The organism is Haloferax marinum (assembly GCF_009674625.1).
GTDB classification, from domain to species: domain Archaea; phylum Halobacteriota; class Halobacteria; order Halobacteriales; family Haloferacaceae; genus Haloferax; species Haloferax marinum.
This window is the reverse complement of the sequence record NZ_WKJQ01000001.1, coordinates 1447069-1465184: the sequence shown is the minus strand read 5'-3', so window position 1 is coordinate 1465184 and position 18116 is coordinate 1447069. Positions and strand designations below refer to the sequence as shown.

Genomic DNA, 18116 nt, shown 5'->3' with positions numbered 1-18116 from the left:
TCAGTTTTCACGCACCGACGTCACCGCCGTCTGTACCACCAGTAGCCAACGCCAGCGAGCGCGAGAAGCGCCACGGCGGCCGGGATGATGGGGAACGTCGTCGCCGGTTCGACGACTTCGATGGCGATTTGCTGGGTTCCGTCCGACAGTTGTCGCCCGGCGTCGTCTTTGTAACTCACGTCGACGGCGGCGACCTGTGTCTTCGGGACGGCGTCGCCGCTCACTTCGAGGTCGAAAGCGACGACGCGCGTCTCACCCGGTTCGAGTCGCGGGACGAACGCCACGGCGTCCTCACTCGAGAGCGGGTCTTCGACGAGGAGTCGGACCGTCACGTCGGTCCGTGGGGTGTCGCCGGTGTTCGTCACCGCGACTGCGAGTTCCCCGGTCGAATCGACTTCGAACGTCGCGTTTTGTGGTTCCACCGCGATAGCCGGGTTGCGGGCGCTCACCGACGCGATGACGTCCGTCTGGTCACTCGCTCGCATCTCGTCACCCGGTGGGCGGTACTCGACGACGAAGGGGAGTCGGCGTGTCCCCGGCGTCGCGCCATCGGCCAGTGCGATGGTGTAGTCGAAGTCGGCCGACTCACCCGGTGCGAGCGTTCCGACCGTCACTTCGAGGTCGGTCGGTGTCATCGCTGGGTCGGTTGACTCGAGTCGGACGACCACGTCACGTGCCTCGCTCTCACCGACGTTTTCGATGGTTCCAGAGACACGGCCGACGCCGCCGACGCGGAGGTCACTGTCGGTGACGGTGAGGCGGAACGCCGGCCCGGCGCCGGGGTCGAGGCCGGCGACGAGTGTCTCGGTCTTCCGCTCACCGCCGGGGTTACGGAACGTCACGCCCACGTCGAGCGAGTAGGCTCTGTCGAGTGCGTCGTCGGCGACGCGAGTGCGGAAACTCACTCGTTTCGTCTCGCCGGGTTCCCACGTGCCGACGTAGGCCTCTGCGGCGGGTGCACCCGCACCGAACGTCACTTCGGAATCTGTCGATTGGACACCGACCGTCGTACTGGAGGCGGTCGCGTCACCGACGTTCTGGAGTTCGAGCGTCAGGGTTCCGGTGTCACCGACGGCGACGGCGGCATCGACGTCTACGAGTTCGAAGTCGGCACCCCGAATCGGACGAACACCCGTGACGAGTGGTTGGGAGGTTCGTTCTTGACCGTCTTCGTCACGGTACGTCACCGTCACGTCTACCGAGTAGTTGCGCACGATTGCGTCGTCGGCGACGCGCGCCCGGAACTCGACGCGTTTGGTCTCACCAGCACCCCACTCGCCGACGTAACTCTCGGCCGACTGGACGCCGTTGCCGAACGTTATCTCCGGGTCTGTCGAGGTGATGGTCACGGTGGCGGCGTCGGCGTCGACTGGGCCGACGTTCTCCAACTCGAAGGCGATGGTTCCAGCGTCGCCGACGGCGAGCGTCGAATCGACCGTCTGCACGTCGAAGGCAGGACGGCGCTCGACGACGACTTCGAGCGTCCGCGTAATCGTCCGACTTCGGTGGGTGGTCTGGACGCTCTGGCCGTCGACGAACACAGAGGCGGTGTAGTCGTACGAGAACTCGACCGGAACGTCGTAGGTGCCGGGCTTTGCACCGTCGGCGACGCGGAGTCGCAGCGGGACCGGCCCGGAGACGCCCTCGGGGACGGTGCCAACTGGAATCTCACCGCTGGCGACGGTTATCGGCCCCTCGGATTCGGCTTTGAACGTCAGCGCACGCGCCGTCTGGACGAGGGCTTCGTACTCCTCGGGACCGTCTTCCGTGATGGTTCCCGTGTTGACGACGAACACCTCGACGACGGTTTCACTGCCGGCGACGAGGCGGTTTTCGGGGGCGACGACAGAGAGGTCGGGGCTCCCAGAGACGCGGGTCGCCGCCGCCGCACTTCCGGTCGCTCCCACGAGCGAAGACAGAACTAACAGTAGCGCGAGGAGTGCAACGCTCGATTTCCGTGTACGTCGAATCATAGTGGAACCGACCGGCAGGGCGGCGCCCTCGCTCGGTCGATTCATATAGGATTTGTATAATATTAACCACCACTCTGTCTCTCACGAGGTGGTAACATCACGCAAGGGATAGGTTCACGGCGCTCGTATCGTCGTCTATGACCGTCCCCGCAATCGACATCGACGGATTGACCAAATTCTACGGGGACGTCCGCGGCATCGAAGACCTCGACCTCTCGGTGCCGGAGGGTGAACTGTTCGGCTTCCTCGGTCCCAACGGTGCTGGAAAGTCGACGACGATTCGGCTTCTTCTGGGGTTCCTCAAACCGACAGAAGGCACGGCGAGTATCCTCGGCGTTCCAATCGACGACCGAGACGCCTTCCTCGAGGTTCGAGACCAGATTGGCCACATCCCCGGTGACCCGCAGTTCTACGACGACGTGACGGGGCGGAAGACGCTCGACTATCTGGCGAGTCTCGGTGGCGACGAACGGCGCGACGAACTCCTCGAACGGTTTCCGGTCCCAATCGACCGGGCAGTGCGAGGCTACTCGCGGGGGAACCGACAGAAACTCGCTATCGTACAGGCGTTCATGCACGACCCGAAGGTGGTCGTGATGGACGAACCGACGTCTGGTCTCGACCCACTCGTCCAACAGGAGTTCTACGACTTCCTCCACGAGGAGCGCGAACGCGGCGTGACGGTGTTCTTTTCGACCCACATCCTCAGCGAGGTCCGGCAGGTGTGCGACCAGGTGGGAATCATCCGAAACGGCCGACTCGTCGCCGTCGAGCAGATAGACGACCTGCTCGAACGGAGTGGGAAGGTAGTCACGCTCCAGTCGCCCGACACCATCGACCCCGCCGACTTCGATTTCGCCGAGACCATCGACGCCCGTCTCGAGCCAGATGGGTCGCTCCGTCTCGTCATCTCGGGCAACTACGACGGACTCGTGGACGTGCTCGAAGGCTACCGTATCGACGACCTCGAAGTCCGCGAGACGGCCATCGAAGACGTGTTCATGCACTTCTACGACGCCGAAGACGGGGGCGACGGCTACGATGACGACGCTGTGACCGAAGACACAGAGGAGGTCGCCGATGCGTGAACTCGACATCGCACTGTTCGAGTTCGACCAGCGCCAGCGTGGCATCCTCATCGTCAGCGCGTTGCTGGTGGCGACAGCAGGGCTCACTATCGCCGTGTTTCCCTCGTTCGGAGAGGCAGACGTGAACTTCAACGAACTGCTGGAGTCGTATCCCGAGGAGTTCCGCACGGCGTTCGTCGGGAGCGTCACCGACATCTCGTCGCTGGAGGGCTACCTCGTCATCGAACTCTACCAACTCGTCTGGTTGCTCATCGTCGGGAGTTACTTCGCCTACGCCGCGGGGTCGCTCATCGCCACCGAAGTCGACCGCAACTCTATCGAGTTCGTCCTCGTTCGGCCCATCTCACGCACCCGGTACGTCATCGGGAAGTTCCTCGCGATGCTCCCCGCGATACTCGTCGTCAACGTCGCCGTCTTCGCGGCCGTCGTCGTCGGTGCGGGCCTCATCGACGAGGAGATTCAGTTCTCCCGACTCGTGTTGGTACACGCGGTCGGCGGTCTCTACCTCGTCGACTGCGTCGCCATCGGCTTGCTCTCCTCGGCGTTCTTCCAGCGCGTGCGCCGGGCACAGGGTGCGGCAATCGGCGTCGTCTTCGGGACGTTCCTCCTCGACTCGCTGACGACGGACACCGACTACGAGTTCCTCGGGTCGCTGTCGCTCACGCGCTACATCGACCCCGGTGAACTCCTCGTCGCCGGCGACGTCGACTGGGGTGGTGTGGCGGTTCTCTTCGTCACTGCGTGCGTCCTCGTGGTGCTCGCCGCCGAAGTGTTCGAACGCCGCGACCTGTCGTAGCCGAACATAACTGTCCTTCTGGATTCACTTTTCTCCGCCGAGTGCCTACGTTCTGTATGCGACTCTACGCGGCGGCAGACGGTGCAGTGCTCTCCGTCACCGGCCCACCGGACGACGTGGAGACACGGCGGCGTCTCGGTGAGTACCGAATCGAGTGCGTCGCTGCCGACGCACGCGTTCCTGACCGTGCCATCACAGGGACGTCCGATGCTGGCGTGTTTCGGACGACAGACGGTGGCGACACGTGGCACTCGGTCGGTACCGAAACGCTGCCCGAGTCGGTGACGAGTCTCGCCATCTCGCCCGCAGACCCCGACGTGCTCTACGCCGGAACCGAACCCTCGGCGGTGTTCCGCTCGACCGACGGGGGTGAGACGTGGACCGACCTGTCGGGGCTGACCGACCTCCCGTCGTCGCCGAGTTGGTCGTTTCCACCACGGCCGTACACCCACCACGTCAGGTGGATAGAGGTGGACCGGTCGGACTCAGAGAAGCTGGCTCCGTCAGAATCAGAGAAGATGGCTCCGTCAGAAGCAGACAGACTCTGGGTCGCCGTCGAAGCGGGTGCGCTGGTTCGCTCGTTCGACGGCGGTGAGACGTGGCACGACCGAGTGCCGACGAGCAAACGAGATACGCACTCGATGGCGACACATCCCGACCGGCCGGGTCACGTCTGGGTGGCCGCCGGCGATGGCTACGCCGAGAGCGACGACGGTGGTGAGACGTGGACGACGCCGACAGCGGGTCTCGGGCACGGGTACTGTTGGAGTGTCGTCGTGGACCCAGCGGACCCCGAGTCAGTTCTCCTGACCGCCGCGCGGAGTCCGATGCGCGCCCACAACGTCGGGTCCGCAGAGAGCTATCTGTACCGTACTCGCGGTGATGGGTCGTGGGAACGCCTCGACGACACTGGATTGCCGACCGGAGACGGTGCCACTCGTTCCGTCTTGGCGACTGGACTGATAGGTGGTGAGTGCTACGCGGCCAACGACCACGGTCTCTACCGGACGACCGACTTCGGTGATTCGTGGACGAAACTCGACGTGCCGTGGACGGAGACCAGACACACCGCAGCGGGACTCGCCGTCGTCGCGTAGGCAGATTCGTCTCCCGTCGTGGTTTCGTCCGAAGCGAGAAGATTCATTGGTGGCCGCGCCAACCGCCGTGTATGTACGATTTCGCCGTCGTCGGCGTTGGTCCCGCCGGCGCGCGGTTCGCCCGCCGCGCAGCAGAAGCAGGGTACGACGTCCTCGCACTGGAGAAAGGCGAGGTCGGAACGCCGCTCGCTTGCTCCGGGCACGTGAGCACCGACATCTGGGAGTACGTCCCCGACGAGGCACGCGACCACCTCTTTCAGAACCGCATCTACGGGGCCGACTTCCACGTCGGTGGCCCGAACTCGAAGGCGTACCCGTTCTACAAGCAGACGGAGGTTTCGAACGTCATCGACCGCGTCGAACTCGACCGAACGCTCGCCGAAGTCGCTCGCGAGGCGGATGCCGACGTCCGCGAGGGCCACACCGTCACCGCAATCGAGGAGTTCGACGACCGGGTGCAGTTGACGGTGAGCGTCGCCGGCGAGTCCGGTACCGTCGAGTTCGACGCGAAGATGGTCGCCGGGTGTGACGGGCCGACCTCCCGCGTCCGACGGTCGCTCGACCTGCCAGAACCGTCCGAGACACTCCACGGCGTCCTCGCGTTCGACCCGGACCCGGACCACGGCGACTTCGTGGACGTGCACCTCACGGTGCCGCGCTTCTTCGCGTGGCGTATTCCGCGCGGCGACGCTGGCGTCGAGTACGGCCTCGCGGCCCCACCGGGTGCAGAAGTCAACGAGATGTTCGACGTGCTCACCGACACCTACGACGTCGAGACCGAACACTTCTGTTCGGGTGCGATTCCGATTGGGCCACCGGACCGAACCACGACACGGCGTGCCTTCCTCATCGGCGACGCCGCCGCACAGACCAAGCCGTTCACCGGCGGCGGGATTCTCTACGGGATGACCGCCGCAGACATCGCGGCCGAGACCATCGACCCCGACGACCCCGAGACGCTCGCCGACTACGAGTCGGCGTGGCGTGACGAACTCTCGACGGAGATTCGACTCGGCCACCTCATCCGCAAATGTTACTCCTTTCCCGAATGGCTCCAGCGCGTGGGTCTGCGGTCGCTCTCCGGCGAAATCGGTGTCCACATGGACAAGCCGAGTTCGTTCTTCTCGCGCGAACATCTGAAAAAGCTGTTCTGACGACGGTCGCGCGACGCGCCCCTCACGTCGCCGACGTTGGTTCGGTCACGCCGACGTTGGTTCGGTCACGCCGACGTTGGTTCGGTCACGCCGACGTTGGTTCGGTCACTCTGGATACGTCGGAATCCGTGCGGAGCGAGCGCTTCCATCGACGAACGGGAGCGACTCGACTGTGGCGGCTATCTGTTCGCCGTCGATATCGAGCGTGAGTTCGTCGGTTTCGAGGTCGAACTCGACCAGTGCGAATCCGATGGGTGCGTCGACATTCGGACTCTCGACGGCGCGCGTCACCGACCCGACGGCGACACCGCCGGCGTCGACCTGCGCACCGGCGAAAGCGTCGATACCATCGTCAGGGAGGCTGTCGGCACGGAAGCCGACGAGACGACGCGATGGCCGGCCACGGTTTTCCACCTTCGAGACGACCTCTTGTCCGACGAAACAGCCTTTGTCGAAGTCGAGGGCGTTGCGGGTGCCGACGACGTTCGGGATGTTGCCACGGAGTTCCGTCTCGAACAGCGGTGTGCCGGCCTCGGTGGTGAGGCTCTCCCACGTCTGGTAGCCGACGGGAATCGCCGGGTTGCCGTACAGGAGGAGGGCCTCGAACACGTCTTCGGCGTCTTTGGCTCGGCAGATGAGGTCGTACCCCTCCTCACCAGTCGGGTTGTCGGAGGCGATGACCGTCACGCCGTACTCGCCGCCGATAGACCCACGGACGAAGGAGAGTTGGGGTTCGGGTGCGCCCGCGCCCGAGAGGATACTCGCCACCTTCTCGGTCGATTTCGACCCGTGGACGCCGAAGACGGCGAACTCGTCGGAGGCGTCACGGATGCGGACGCGCTGGAGGAACGTCTTCGACCGCCACTCCTCGACGAGAGGTTCCGCGCGGTCCGGTGGCGTGAAGATGAGCAATCGCTCGCCCGCGTTGTAGATGTACATCTCGGTCTCGATTCGCCCGTCTGGGTCGAGAAGGAATGCGTAGACGCCTCGTCCGTCTTCGGTCGGGACGTCGTTCGTGACCGCGTTGTCGACGTACTCGACTCGGTCTTCGCCTTCGACGGCGACGATTCCGTAGCCGTGTTCGATGACTCCGACACCGTTGCGGACGGCCCGGTGGGTTCTGTCGGGGCGGCCGTAGTGGCGCACGACTTCGACCCCACCGCGCGTCTCGAACGTCGCTCCGTGGGCTTCGTGAATGTCGGCGACGAGTGTCATGACTCCCCGTTTGGTCTCAGTGGGTAAAACCCTCACACTCTGGGGCCGTCTCGGCTGTCGGTGCGTGCCGGTGTGTCCCTACAGTCCGAGACGTTCACGGAGTCGGTCTAACAGTGTCGTGTCGGTCTTCGGTTCTTCGCTCGGGTCTGGGACGACGCGCTCGTCTGGATGGATGAGGACACGCGTGTGTGCCTCTTCGACCACGATGAGGCCCTCCGATTTCAACACCGACAACGCGTCTTCGATGGTGTCTATGTCGGCGTCGACGGCGGCACGGAGTTCGAACACCGTCATCCCTTCGTCGTGGCGGTCGACAAGCGCGTCGAGTACCGCGACTTCGATGTCGCGGCGGTTCCGAAACTCCCGCCTCGCTCTCATAATCGATACATCGTTCGCCTCCCGTTTACCTGTACCGCCCGTCTGACGTTCGTCTGACGGTCAGGGGGTAGATTTTTGTTCCCGAATCCCGGAATCCTCCCGTAATGGGACTTACTTGCCGTCTTCTCGGGCACTCGTACGGAGAACCCGAGACGGAACGGGAGCGCGAGGAACGCGGTGACGAGGTGGTCGTGTCCATCAGAGAACTGCAAGTGTGTAGCCGATGCGGGCACGAGCAGGTGATAAGCGAGAACAAGGAGGTCACCGCCATTCGGACCCCCGAAGAAGTCGGGATGACGGAGGGCGAGGCCGAGACGGCCGCCGCCGGATTCGAACCTGCCAACCCGAAACCGGGGACGAGTGACACCGCCGACCAGAGCGCTGAGGCCGAACCGAACAACGATGTCGGAGGTGCGCCGGATATCGAGACTGCGCCCGACCCGGAGACGGAGGCCGAAATCGAGGCAGACTCGACGCCTGAGCATCCAACTGCCGGCGAGGTCGACGAGGAATCCGAACCCGAAGTCACCGACGACGCCATCATCCTCGACGACGACGATGACGACGACCTCCAGCGAGACCGGACGCAGTGGCCGGACGAGATGGACGACGTCGATACGGACGACTCGCCACCCAAACCGACCGCCGACGCGGACGACGCGGAGTTCATCGACGCCGACGCGAACGCCTCCACCGACGCCGGTAACGCGTCCACACAGTCACGAGACCACGGCGCGTGGCCGGACACGCCAGGCGAGGACGAAGGCTTCGACGCACAACCCAACGACGGCGAACCCGTCTCCGTCTCGTTCGGTGGCGGTCTGACGCCAGAATCGAACGGGTCCGTCTCGTCTTCGTCGAACGACGAGTTCATCGAAGCAGGCGAATCCGACGAGTTCGTCCGTGCCGACGAGGCGAACATCGGGAGCGAAACGCCCGACGAGTCCATCGAGTACTACTGCCCGAACTGTGGGCACTCGCGTGGTGCGTCCTCGTCGTCGATGCGAGCAGGCGACATCTGCCCCGAGTGTAAAAAGGGCTACATCGCAGAGCGCGAGGCCTGACCGCGTTTCGGTGTAGCAGGCGCCGCGGAGTCACGAAACAGGTAAACCATCCGCTATCGAAAGTGCCCGCATGAAGGAGTACAAGATGCGCCGTGGGGAGACACTCGAAGAACGAATCCCCGACATGGAAGCGACCGTCGAGGACTACTTCGGACCCATCACGGGTACCGAGGAGTACAAAGGTAGTGACCTCTTCGTCGTTGGCGAACCGAAGAACCCTGTGTTCAAGCGTGTCGTCGTCGGCGCAGTCAAGTACAGCGGGAAGAAGGACAAACTCGCGGTCAACTTCGAAGAGCAGGACCCGACCGAACTCGCTCCCGAAGACCTCGAGGCCGCAGGCGAAGCCGTTAGCGCCAAGAACGATTTCTTGCTCGAAGCCACGGGCCGCGACGCCAAGTCGCGTCGCAACTCCATGAAGCGCGCTGTCGAAGACGACGCGCCGGACTACTGAATCGGTCGTTCGACTTCGGCTTTCTCACGTACTTTCCCCCGGTGAACGACTGCCCTCGAGACTCGTCCAGACCATTCACTGGTGTGACACGACGAAACATACATAGTGGTACCACGAGACACAATTGGTGCCGCGGAACACAGTTGGTACCACGAGACACGCCAGACGAGCGCCGGTGAGCGGCGTCAGAAAATATTTTTTCGGTAGTGAGTAAATATCCGCCACGGTTAAGTGAAACGAGGCCGAATGACTCCGCATGGCTATCGAAACTATCGTTCTCGCCGTCGGTGCAGGTGATACAGAACGGGTCGACCGACTCGTCGAAGAGACCATCGACGTCGCCGGCCCGACCGGAGCAACAGTCGTCGTCAGTCACGTCTTCACGAAAGAGGAGTACAACGAGGCACTCGACAATCTCGAGTTCGACGTGACGGCCGAAGAAGTGTCGGGCGACGACGTCGCACGCCGACACTCGACGGTCCGCAAAGTGGCCGAGAAGTTAGAAGACGCGGACATCACCTACGAGGTTCGCGGCCCGGTCGGCGACCACGTGGACAAACTCGTCGAACTGGCGAAGGAGGTAGACGCCGACCGTCTGCTCGTCGGCGGTCGAAAGCGGTCGCCGGCAGGGAAAGCCGTCTTCGGCAGTCTCGCACAAGCGGTCATGCTCGAATCACCCTGTCCCGTGACGTTCGTCCGGGCAGACACGAAGTAGCGATTCTGTACGATTCTAACTCACCGGAGACATCTACATACCTTAGTGGAACGACAGCTGTGTATGGACCACAGTATCGAATACCGTCCTGCGTTCGCCCTCCTCACCGTCTCTCTGGACGAAGGGGAGTCGATACGTTCGGAAGCGGGTGCGATGGTGAGTTACTCCGACGGAATCGGTATCGAGACGGAAGCGAGAGGCGGCATCTTTGGCTCGCTCAAACGGAGCGTCCTCGGTGGCGAGTCGTTCTTCCAGAACACGTTCGTGGCGGAACAGGCAGGTGACGTGTCGCTCGCACCACCTCTTCCGGGCGATATCGTCCATCAGCGTCTCGAAGACGAGACGATGTACGTCCAGTCTGGGTCGTACCTCGCGTCGGACGTGGCACTCGAGTTAGACACCTCGTTCGGTGGCGCGAAGACGTTCTTCGGGAGCGAAGGGTTGTTCCTCCTGAAGTTAGAGGGGACGGGCCACAGCTACCTGTCGAGTTACGGTGCCATCCACGAAGTCGAACTCGAGGAAGGCGAACGCCACACCGTCGACACCGGTCACATCGTCGCTTTCGACGGGACGACGAACTTCTCGGTCGAACGCGTCGGCGGCCTCAAATCGACGCTGTTCAGTGGTGAGGGCCTCGTCTGCACCTTCACGGGGCCGGGAACTGTCTGGCTCCAGTCACGGAGTATGGACTCGTTCCTGTCGTGGCTCATCCCGAAACTCCCATCGAGTTCGCCACAGTGAGTGGTCGGAGTCGAACCGATTCGACTCGCTGAATGTGGGAATCGCTACCGCCTCGCGAGTAAATCAGCGCGAAATCCCGCTTAGTTAAGTGGCGTGCGCATCCCTATTGTGACAATGGCGTACTACGTGGGTGTCGACCTTGGGGCGACGAACGTCCGCTCGGTCGTAGCCGACGGCGAGGGAGTGATCCTCGGACAGGCCCGTGACTCAACACCGCGTGGGCCGACCGGTATCGCGGTCACCGAGGCGGTTCTCGGCGTCGTCAGACGGGCCTGTGACGAGGCGGGTATCGAACCGAGCGAAGCAACTGCAGCGGGCATCGGCGCGATCGGTCCACTCGACTTAGCCGAAGGCGCAATCGAGAACCCGGCGAACCTGCCGGACACCATCGACCGAATACCGTTGACTGGGCCGCTTTCTGTTCTCTTGGACACTGACGACGTCTACCTCCACAACGACACGAACGCAGGTGTCATCGGTGAGCGGTTCCACTCTGACCGGAACCCCGACGACATGGTCTATCTCACCATCTCCTCCGGTGTCGGCGCGGGCGTCTGTGTCGATGGCCACGTTATCTCTGGATGGGACGGGAACGCCGGCGAAGTCGGTCACATGACGCTCGACCCGCACGGATTCATGACCTGTGGGTGCGGCCACAACGGTCACTGGGAGGGCTACTGCTCCGGCAACAACATCCCGAAGTACGCACGCGAACTCCACGACGAAGACCCAGTCGAGACCGCACTGCCAATCGACGACCCCGACTTCTCTGCTGTCGACGTGTTCGAACACGCTGGCGAAGACGAGTTTGCCGACCACGTTATCAGCCAGGTCGGTCACTGGAACGCGATGGGCGTTGCCAACATCGTCCACGCGTACGCACCGCTCATCATCTACGTCGGTGGGGCCGTCGCCCTCAACAACCCCGAGTTGATTCTGAACCCGATTCGCGAGCAGATGAGCGATATGGTCATGTCGAACATCCCCGAGATTCAACTCACCACGCTCGGAGACGAAGTCGTCGTCGAAGGGGCACTTGCGAGCGCGATGACCGGTGGCACCGGTGACCGGTCGCGACTGTAAGGTCGAGAGCATTCAACGATTTCGGCGCTGGCGGAACCGGTGACCGGTCGCGACTGTAAGGTCGAGAGCATTCAACGATTTCGGCGCTGGCGGAACCGGTGACCGGTCTCGGCTGTAAGGTCGAGAGCATTCAACGGTTTCGGCGCTGGCGGAACCGGTGACCGGTCGCGACTGTAAGACCGAGACCACTACCCCCGGTCGACGGTGAGAACGCCGGTTACTTCTCTGTGTGATAATTCCGGTCGACGAATCGACGAACAGCAGTCGAGTGACTGACACCCGTCTCAAAACTCGGTTATCTCGTACGATAATTAGTGGCGTACTCTTATAATGGTCTACTAAAAAGTCGATGACGTGCACCCGACTGTGCCCACATATGGGTGCGTCGGTCGGCGACTCCCGTTCTCGCCGACCTGAACGGTGCACGGGCGTTCCACCGGAAGCTGTGAACGGGAACCCGGCCGGTACCCCCCACCACCACTACCGGCCGACTGACCTCGCCGAAGTTCTTTCGGCGAGCAGACGGACACAGTCCGTCGACGCCGATGTGGGGAATCTCCCACCACCCACCCGGATTCCTCACTCTTCGGCGTCTCTTCACTTCTCGGACGCCCGATTCACCGAGACGAGCAGCGCCGTCCGACTTTTTACCTCTCCTCCCGGAGTAGTACTGTGGACCGCCGTCAATTCCTCCGTGTGACCGGTGGGACCCTCCTCGCGGGTGTCGCCGGCACGTCACGCCTCGCTACTGCTCACCCCGGACCGTTCGAACCACTCGGGCGCGTCGATATCGACGGGGCGACAGAGGTGGTCCTCTCTCCCGACGGAAAGACCGCGTTCGTCGCCGCGACGAGCGGGTTCGTCACGGTAGACCTGTCTTCTCCCGACCGCCCGGACGTACTCGCAGAGCGACGTGGACTCCTCTCGGACCACGAAGACGGTCCCTTTCGGAACATCTACGACGTGAAACTCGACGGAGACACGCTTCTGGCCGTCGGGCCAGCAAATCCGCTCCCTGGCTCTCCGGCAGGCGTGCTGGTCGTCGACGTCTCCGACCCGGCGAACCCCACCGAACGCGCGTTCCACGAGACGACCTATCCTATCCACAACTGCTTCGCCGCCGACGGCCGCGCGTACCTGACCGCCAACGACGGCGACGAAAATCCACTCGTCGTCCTCGACGTCGAGACTGGCGCTGAACTCGGCCGGTGGTCCGTCGTCTCGGCGGACGAGCGGTGGGCGGACGTGTCGACGCGACTTCGGGCCGTCCACGACGTGTGGGTCCACGAGAGCGTCGCCTACATCTCCTTGTGGGACGCCGGGACGTGGATGGTCGATTTCACCGACCCCGGTGACCCGTCGGTGGTGGGTTCGATTGGTGCTGGCGACCCCGCAGAACTCACGTCGCTCTCTGCGGACCAACAGCGGACTGCAGGCCGAACTCCGCCGGGTAACCACCACTCTGCTGCCACCGACGAGTCGGGCACTCTCCTCGGAATCGGAATCGAATCGTGGGCGAACCGAGTGAGCAGAGACGACGAGACGACGGAACTCGTCGGCGGTCCGAGTGGTGTCGAACTGTGGGACGTCTCCGACCCGTCGAACCCGACACAGTACTCGACTATCGACCCGCCGCCGAGTCCCGAACCGACGGTCGGTGGCGTCTGGACGACTGCCCACAACTTCGACTTCCACGACGGCCGACTCTACACCTCGTGGTATCGTGGCGGTGTCAAGCGACACGACGTCGCGGACCCCACGGACCCGGTCGAACTCGCGTGGTGGCGTGACCCGGACCGAGCGAGTTTCTGGGCCGCGCGGTACGCCTATCCGTTCGCCGACGAAGGCGTCTTCGTGGCGTCGAGTTGGGGCGTCGGCGACGTCTCTCCTGCACTCTACACGTTCCCCGACCACGACGGTGAGCAAGTCGATGCACCTCCGCTCGGTCCGGAGACGACTCGCGAACCATCGACCAGCATGCCGACCACCACACCGACCAGCACGCCGACCCAAACGAGTGGGTCCGACGCCGAGACGGCCGAGACTGCCACCGCCTCTCGAACCGACGTACCGGGATTCGGTGTCGGTGCGGGCGTCGCCGCAGTCGGCACTGCTGGGTGGTTGTACCGTCGCCGTGTCCGTCGAGAGTGACACGGGTTCGTACGCTGACGGGGAATCTATCACGAACGACCGCGACAGCCTTTCTCTCGTCCGTCGGTGTGTGGGGAGAACCGTTCCATTCTAATCCGTGGGTCCCGAACCGTCACGGTATGAGCGACGAGTCGGAGAGCCTCAAAGAGCGCGTCGAGACGTGGATGGTCGGTCAGATGCCCATCATCCAGATGCACGGCGGCAACAGCGTCGTGCGGAAAGCCGATGCCGAATCGGGGGAAGTCGTCGTCGAACTCGGTGGGGCCTGCGCAGGGTGCGGAATCAGCAACGTCACGGCCCAGAACATCCAGTCTGACCTCATCATGACGTTCGACGAAATCGAAGACGTGCAGGTGAAGGTTCCAAGTTCGGGCGACCACGGGAGCAGTACCGTCGAGGGTGGCCGTGGTGGAGAGTTGCAGTTCGGCGACGAAGGCCCTGGGCACTTCTAAACCCACTTTTTTACGGTGAGCGGGTCGCTCCGCGACCCCGAACCGTAAAAACCTGGAGGAAAAAGGCCGAACCTCGCTCCGCTCGGTTCGGTCGGCACGTGTGACCGCGTTCTCTTATCCAGACAGCGCCGACTCCAGACTCGACGCCACCGACCGGGCTTTTTCGGCGAGTTCTTCGGAGATATTGCCTGCCTCGACTGCCTCGTCTAACTCGTCGTCGTCGACGCGTTCGACGGTTCCATCGGCGTGTTTTATGACGTCCACGTGTAGGTCCACGTAGCGTATCTGGTCGGGGAAACACTCGACTGGCGTGCAGATGTTGACGTACGTTCCCTTGACGGACCCCTCGTCGTCGCGGTAGACGGTGGGATACCACCAGCGGCCTTCGCGGAACTTCGTGACGGCAACGTCGCCAGACGCGCGTTCGACACCGAGTGCGTCGTACGTGCCACCGCCGCTCATCTGCCGCCGAACCTCGATGGTTCCGTCTGGGTCTCGGTCAGAGACTTCGCCCGACCCGAGTTCGATGAGTCTACCGTCGGGTTTTCCGTGGCCGATTCCCACGTCGTCTCCTTCGAGCGGGCCGAACTGGGACGTCACCACGTCGAACGGGAATTCGCCCTCGCCGGCCGACTCACAGAGGGATTCCGCGAGGTCGACGCCGGCGGACGCCTTCGGCGAGGCGGCCTTCGTGCGGTGGTGACCGGGCATCGTCGTCTCGACGGCACGGCGGTGGTCGTCGAGTTCGAAGCGCGTCTCGCGGCCGAACCATACCCAGTTCGTCGCCGTCGGAGATGCGACGACACGGGGTGCGTCCACCGGTTCGTCGAGGACTGAATCGAGTTCGGCCGCGATGTCCGCCGCTCGGTCGAGTGCGTCGTTCAGCGCACTCATGTCGGCCTCGACGGCGTCGCGATGCCAGCGAATTCCCCACCCGTCTGGTGGGTCGCCGCCGAGTAGGTCGGTCATCCCGGCGAGTTCTCTGGCGGCCGCTTCGTCTCTCGTGTCGACGCGGACGCCCTCCGAGTCGGGTTCGAGTGTCGCGAGGCCGGCGATGGCACGGACGTCGCCAGTCAGTTCGGGGCGTCGGTCTGCCCACGGTGGGGCCGATTCGGAGACCTGTACTCTGACCTCGTCACCGACGTCGACTCGGCCGTCGATGTCGCCATACGAGAGATAGCCGTCGACCTCTCCGAGGTCGCAGATTGCACCGCCACCGAGGGTCTCGGTGACGCGCGCGTCGAACACCGCACCGGTCGGAGCGGGGTCGTCCCAGTCGAACGTGTCGAGGCCGAGGGCACAGAGGTGTTCGGTCGCCGTCGCGACTGCATCGGGTGCTCCGGCCACGCCGACGCCCTGTCGGTCACGAGTCGTCTCGACGGCGACGTCGTGGTCGGCGGATTCGAACTCGGCGTCGAACCGTTCTCGAATCGGACCAGAGGCCTGTACGACGTCGTGGCCGGCGTCGAGGAACAATCGGGTCAGTGCGGTGGTGTAGATACCGCGGACGCGGACCTTCATAGGTCGTCGGCGCTGCGGGCGAACTTCACGCGGCCGTCGACGGTGGGACCGAGGGTGAGTTCGACTGTCTCTTCGGAGAGGACGCGGCCACCTTCGATGGGGACGCCCCACGAGTCGAACTTGAGGTAGCCACGGAGGGACGCACCGTGGGTGTAGAGGTCGACGTGGTCGACCGAGTGTTCCTGTACGTCGCTGGCGCTGTGTGCCATCTCCATATCCGAGTAGAACGTTTCGCCGTCACCGAAGAACGCCGCGAGACGCTCGGCGTCTTCCTCGACGGCCTCGCGGACGTGCTCGGACGCCGCTCGGAGGTCGTCGGTGTCGAGACCAACCTCGCGGAGCGCCGCCTGTTCGCGGGGGTCGAAGTGCATATCGGCCATTTCGGCGTGGAGGGTTTAACTTCACTCGGTCGGGCACGGAACCACCGCTCGCCGAAGGTATTACCCGTCGCTAAGGCGTTACGTCAGACGATGGACCAGAGACGGGACCCGGTCGAACGCGCGTCAGATGGCTCGACTGACCTCTACGATATCGCGACGTGGGAGGAACGAACCTCCGTCGATGGTCTGGCCGTCGCGCTCTACCGACTGCTGGTCGCGTCCACTCGAGCGATGGTCATCCTCACTGCGTTGTTCATCCTCGTCGGTATCGGTGGTCTCTCGGCGATTACCGACCCACAAATCGGGGCGCTCACGCTCCTCTCTGCGCTCCCTGCACTCGCCCTCGCGGGCTACGTCTACTACACCGACGTCACGGATAGCGAACCGCTCTCGATGCTCGTCGTGACCTTCCTCCTCGGCGTTCTCACGGCCACGTTCGCCGCAATCGTCAACTCACTCATGAACAACGTCGGGCAGACGATTGCGAGCGAACTATCGCTCAGTATCGGCTTCTTCGGGTCGATACTCTTCTTCTTCCTCGTCGTCGGCCCGGTCGAAGAGACGGTGAAGTTGCTCGCAGTCAGACTGTACGCGTACTCACACAGTAGTTTCAACGCCGTCGTGGACGGCGCTGTGTACGGTGCGATGGCCGGACTCGGCTTTGCGACCATCGAGAACGCACTGTACATCACGCGAAACCTCATGGCGTCGGGCCTCGACCTCGGCACGGCCGGTGGTGTCGGCATCATCGGTGCTGGCGGCACTATCACGGCGGTTCGTGCACTCGCCGGTCCCGGTCACGTCATCTACTCCGCTATCGCGGGCTACTACCTCGGGCTCGCGAAGTTCAACAAGCAGAACGCCGGCCCCATCGTCATCAAGGGCCTCATCCTCGCGTCGCTCGTCCACGCGACGTACAACTCGACTGTCGGAATCGGTGCGGCCATCGTCTCGTCACTGACTGGATTCGGCGCGCTCCCGTCGTTCCTCGTCTACGTCCTCATCTACGACGGCATCTTCGGCCTCTACCTCATCGGGAAGATTCGTCGCTACAGCACCGCCTACCACGAGGCCAACGAGACGGGACCCCCCGCGTCGGCGTTCCCCTCGGAATCGACCGAGTTCGAAGACTGACGGCGTCGTCTCCTACTCTTCGTGTAATCTGTCGAGATAGCCGTCGAGCATCGACTCGACGTACTTGGCGACCACGTCTACTTCGACGTGAACCTGGTCGCCGACGTCCTTCTCCGAGAGCGTCGTCAGGTCGTACGTCGTCGGGATGATGGCGATGGCGAAGGAGTCGTCGCGTCGGTCGGCCACCGTGAGACTGATACCGTCGAGACAGACCGAGCCTTTCTGGACGACGTACTTCGACAGCGATTCGGGGAGGTCGAACTCGAAGAACCAGTCGTCACCGACCTGTTCGATTCCGGTTACGGTCGCGGTCCCATCGACGTGTCCCTGCACGATGTGGCCGTCGAACCGCTGGTTCGCCGCGAGTGCCCGTTCGAGGTTGACGACGTCGCCTTCCTCGACCGTGCCCAGATAGGTCTTGTCGACGGTTTCGGCGGCGAGGAAGACTTCGAACCAGTCGTCACCGTACTCTTCGACGGTCAGACAGACGCCGGAGACGGCGATAGACTGGCCGTGGTGGAGGTCGTCGAACGCGAGGTCGGTTCGGATGCGGAGGCGGCGGCCGCCGTCGGACGACTCGTCCGACGTAATTTCTCCTGCGGAGAATCCACCCTCGGTGTCGGTCACACCGACGATTTCGCCCTGCCCCTCCACGATGCCAGTGAACATACCGACGGCTTCGGAGGGTGGCCCTTAATCGCTACCGTTTCTGTTCTCCGTCAC

18 protein-coding genes are annotated in these 18116 nt (G+C 63.5%); 12 read left to right on the top strand and 6 right to left on the bottom strand.

Annotated elements, in window-relative coordinates:
* Positions 1–20: 20 nt before the first annotated feature.
* Positions 21–1973 (bottom strand): COG1361 S-layer family protein, encoded by a 1953-nt coding sequence (locus GJR99_RS07485; protein ID WP_151110786.1) that lies wholly within the window; start codon positions 1971–1973, stop codon positions 21–23.
* A gap of 137 nt (positions 1974–2110) precedes the next feature.
* On the opposite strand from GJR99_RS07485, the gene GJR99_RS07480 reads away from it, so the two are divergent.
* The 4 genes from GJR99_RS07480 to GJR99_RS07465 all read left to right on the top strand — a co-directional run bounded on the left by GJR99_RS07480 (position 2111) and on the right by GJR99_RS07465 (position 6108).
* Positions 2111–3061, top strand: coding sequence for an ABC transporter ATP-binding protein (locus GJR99_RS07480; RefSeq protein ID WP_151110784.1), 951 nt, complete (start codon positions 2111–2113; stop codon positions 3059–3061).
* The gene (locus GJR99_RS07475; protein ID WP_151110782.1) at positions 3054–3857 is read left to right on the top strand and encodes an ABC transporter permease subunit; all 804 of its coding nucleotides are present in this window, start codon (positions 3054–3056) and stop codon (positions 3855–3857) included. The genes GJR99_RS07480 and GJR99_RS07475 overlap by 8 nt, the downstream gene beginning before the upstream one ends.
* A gap of 56 nt (positions 3858–3913) precedes the next feature.
* The gene (locus GJR99_RS07470) at positions 3914–4954 is read left to right on the top strand and encodes a WD40/YVTN/BNR-like repeat-containing protein (protein ID WP_151110780.1); all 1041 of its coding nucleotides are present in this window, start codon (positions 3914–3916) and stop codon (positions 4952–4954) included.
* Positions 4955–5025: 71 nt separating this feature from the next.
* Positions 5026–6108: a geranylgeranyl reductase family protein gene (locus GJR99_RS07465; protein ID WP_151110778.1), complete on the top strand. Its 1083-nt coding sequence runs from the start codon at positions 5026–5028 to the stop codon at positions 6106–6108.
* Between the two features lie 105 nt (positions 6109–6213).
* Here the strand turns inward: GJR99_RS07465 and ygfZ are convergent, their stop codons facing one another.
* Both ygfZ and GJR99_RS07455 read right to left on the bottom strand, forming a co-directional pair.
* Positions 6214–7323 carry a CAF17-like 4Fe-4S cluster assembly/insertion protein YgfZ gene (gene ygfZ, locus GJR99_RS07460; protein WP_151110776.1) on the bottom strand — a complete coding sequence of 370 codons (1110 nt, stop codon included), beginning with the start codon at positions 7321–7323 and terminating at the stop codon, positions 6214–6216.
* A gap of 78 nt (positions 7324–7401) precedes the next feature.
* The gene (locus GJR99_RS07455) at positions 7402–7701 is read right to left on the bottom strand and encodes a DUF6432 family protein (protein ID WP_151110774.1); all 300 of its coding nucleotides are present in this window, start codon (positions 7699–7701) and stop codon (positions 7402–7404) included.
* Between the two features lie 104 nt (positions 7702–7805).
* Here GJR99_RS07455 and GJR99_RS07450 point away from each other — a divergent pair, with 104 nt between their 5' ends.
* The 7 genes from GJR99_RS07450 to GJR99_RS07420 all read left to right on the top strand — a co-directional run bounded on the left by GJR99_RS07450 (position 7806) and on the right by GJR99_RS07420 (position 14358).
* Positions 7806–8765, top strand: coding sequence for a DUF7093 family protein (locus GJR99_RS07450; RefSeq protein ID WP_151110772.1), 960 nt, complete (start codon positions 7806–7808; stop codon positions 8763–8765).
* Between the two features lie 70 nt (positions 8766–8835).
* Positions 8836–9216, top strand: coding sequence for a DUF5611 family protein (locus GJR99_RS07445; RefSeq protein WP_151110770.1), 381 nt, complete (start codon positions 8836–8838; stop codon positions 9214–9216).
* Between the two features lie 256 nt (positions 9217–9472).
* On the top strand, positions 9473–9931 hold the full coding sequence (locus GJR99_RS07440; protein ID WP_151110768.1) for a universal stress protein: 459 nt from the start codon (positions 9473–9475) through the stop codon (positions 9929–9931).
* 63 nt (positions 9932–9994) lie between these two features.
* Entirely contained in the window at positions 9995–10672 is a 678-nt protein-coding gene (locus GJR99_RS07435) for a TIGR00266 family protein (protein ID WP_151110766.1), read from the top strand.
* Between the two features lie 114 nt (positions 10673–10786).
* Positions 10787–11755 (top strand): ROK family protein, encoded by a 969-nt coding sequence (locus GJR99_RS07430; RefSeq protein ID WP_151110764.1) that lies wholly within the window; start codon positions 10787–10789, stop codon positions 11753–11755.
* A 672-nt stretch (positions 11756–12427) separates the two neighbouring features.
* Complete coding sequence (locus GJR99_RS07425; protein WP_151110762.1) at positions 12428–13906, top strand: LVIVD repeat-containing protein; 1479 nt, start codon at positions 12428–12430, stop codon at positions 13904–13906.
* Between the two features lie 119 nt (positions 13907–14025).
* On the top strand, positions 14026–14358 hold the full coding sequence (locus tag GJR99_RS07420) for a NifU family protein (protein ID WP_151110760.1): 333 nt from the start codon (positions 14026–14028) through the stop codon (positions 14356–14358).
* A 114-nt stretch (positions 14359–14472) separates the two neighbouring features.
* Here the strand turns inward: GJR99_RS07420 and GJR99_RS07415 are convergent, their stop codons facing one another.
* Complete coding sequence (locus GJR99_RS07415; protein WP_151110758.1) at positions 14473–15879, bottom strand: DUF402 domain-containing protein; 1407 nt, start codon at positions 15877–15879, stop codon at positions 14473–14475.
* Positions 15876–16250, bottom strand: coding sequence for a DUF7532 family protein (locus GJR99_RS07410; protein ID WP_151110756.1), 375 nt, complete (start codon positions 16248–16250; stop codon positions 15876–15878). Before GJR99_RS07410 ends, GJR99_RS07415 begins: the two co-directional genes overlap by 4 nt.
* Before the next feature lie 99 nt (positions 16251–16349).
* Between GJR99_RS07410 and GJR99_RS07405 the strand changes: the two genes are divergently transcribed.
* Positions 16350–17393 (top strand): PrsW family intramembrane metalloprotease, encoded by a 1044-nt coding sequence (locus GJR99_RS07405; RefSeq protein ID WP_151110754.1) that lies wholly within the window; start codon positions 16350–16352, stop codon positions 17391–17393.
* Between the two features lie 12 nt (positions 17394–17405).
* Here the strand turns inward: GJR99_RS07405 and GJR99_RS07400 are convergent, their stop codons facing one another.
* A complete protein-coding gene (locus tag GJR99_RS07400; protein WP_151110752.1) occupies positions 17406–18062 on the bottom strand; it encodes a riboflavin synthase in 657 nt (218 codons plus the stop codon).
* Positions 18063–18116 lie beyond the last annotated feature (54 nt).

Coding starts and splice junctions, on each gene's coding strand:
- GJR99_RS07455 (WP_151110774.1), bottom strand. CDS start 7,701: ATGAGAGCGAGGCGGGAGTTTCGGAACCGCCGCGACATCGAAGTCGCG.
- GJR99_RS07450 (WP_151110772.1), top strand. CDS start 7,806: ATGGGACTTACTTGCCGTCTTCTCGGGCACTCGTACGGAGAACCCGAG.
- GJR99_RS07485 (WP_151110786.1), bottom strand. CDS start 1,973: ATGATTCGACGTACACGGAAATCGAGCGTTGCACTCCTCGCGCTACTG.
- GJR99_RS07475 (WP_151110782.1), top strand. CDS start 3,054: ATGCGTGAACTCGACATCGCACTGTTCGAGTTCGACCAGCGCCAGCGT.
- GJR99_RS07435 (WP_151110766.1), top strand. CDS start 9,995: ATGGACCACAGTATCGAATACCGTCCTGCGTTCGCCCTCCTCACCGTC.
- GJR99_RS07405 (WP_151110754.1), top strand. CDS start 16,350: ATGGACCAGAGACGGGACCCGGTCGAACGCGCGTCAGATGGCTCGACT.
- GJR99_RS07480 (WP_151110784.1), top strand. CDS start 2,111: ATGACCGTCCCCGCAATCGACATCGACGGATTGACCAAATTCTACGGG.
- GJR99_RS07440 (WP_151110768.1), top strand. CDS start 9,473: ATGGCTATCGAAACTATCGTTCTCGCCGTCGGTGCAGGTGATACAGAA.
- GJR99_RS07430 (WP_151110764.1), top strand. CDS start 10,787: ATGGCGTACTACGTGGGTGTCGACCTTGGGGCGACGAACGTCCGCTCG.
- GJR99_RS07420 (WP_151110760.1), top strand. CDS start 14,026: ATGAGCGACGAGTCGGAGAGCCTCAAAGAGCGCGTCGAGACGTGGATG.
- GJR99_RS07445 (WP_151110770.1), top strand. CDS start 8,836: ATGAAGGAGTACAAGATGCGCCGTGGGGAGACACTCGAAGAACGAATC.
- GJR99_RS07415 (WP_151110758.1), bottom strand. CDS start 15,879: ATGAAGGTCCGCGTCCGCGGTATCTACACCACCGCACTGACCCGATTG.
- ygfZ (WP_151110776.1), bottom strand. CDS start 7,323: ATGACACTCGTCGCCGACATTCACGAAGCCCACGGAGCGACGTTCGAG.
- GJR99_RS07410 (WP_151110756.1), bottom strand. CDS start 16,250: ATGCACTTCGACCCCCGCGAACAGGCGGCGCTCCGCGAGGTTGGTCTC.
- GJR99_RS07400 (WP_151110752.1), bottom strand. CDS start 18,062: ATGTTCACTGGCATCGTGGAGGGGCAGGGCGAAATCGTCGGTGTGACC.
- GJR99_RS07470 (WP_151110780.1), top strand. CDS start 3,914: ATGCGACTCTACGCGGCGGCAGACGGTGCAGTGCTCTCCGTCACCGGC.
- GJR99_RS07465 (WP_151110778.1), top strand. CDS start 5,026: ATGTACGATTTCGCCGTCGTCGGCGTTGGTCCCGCCGGCGCGCGGTTC.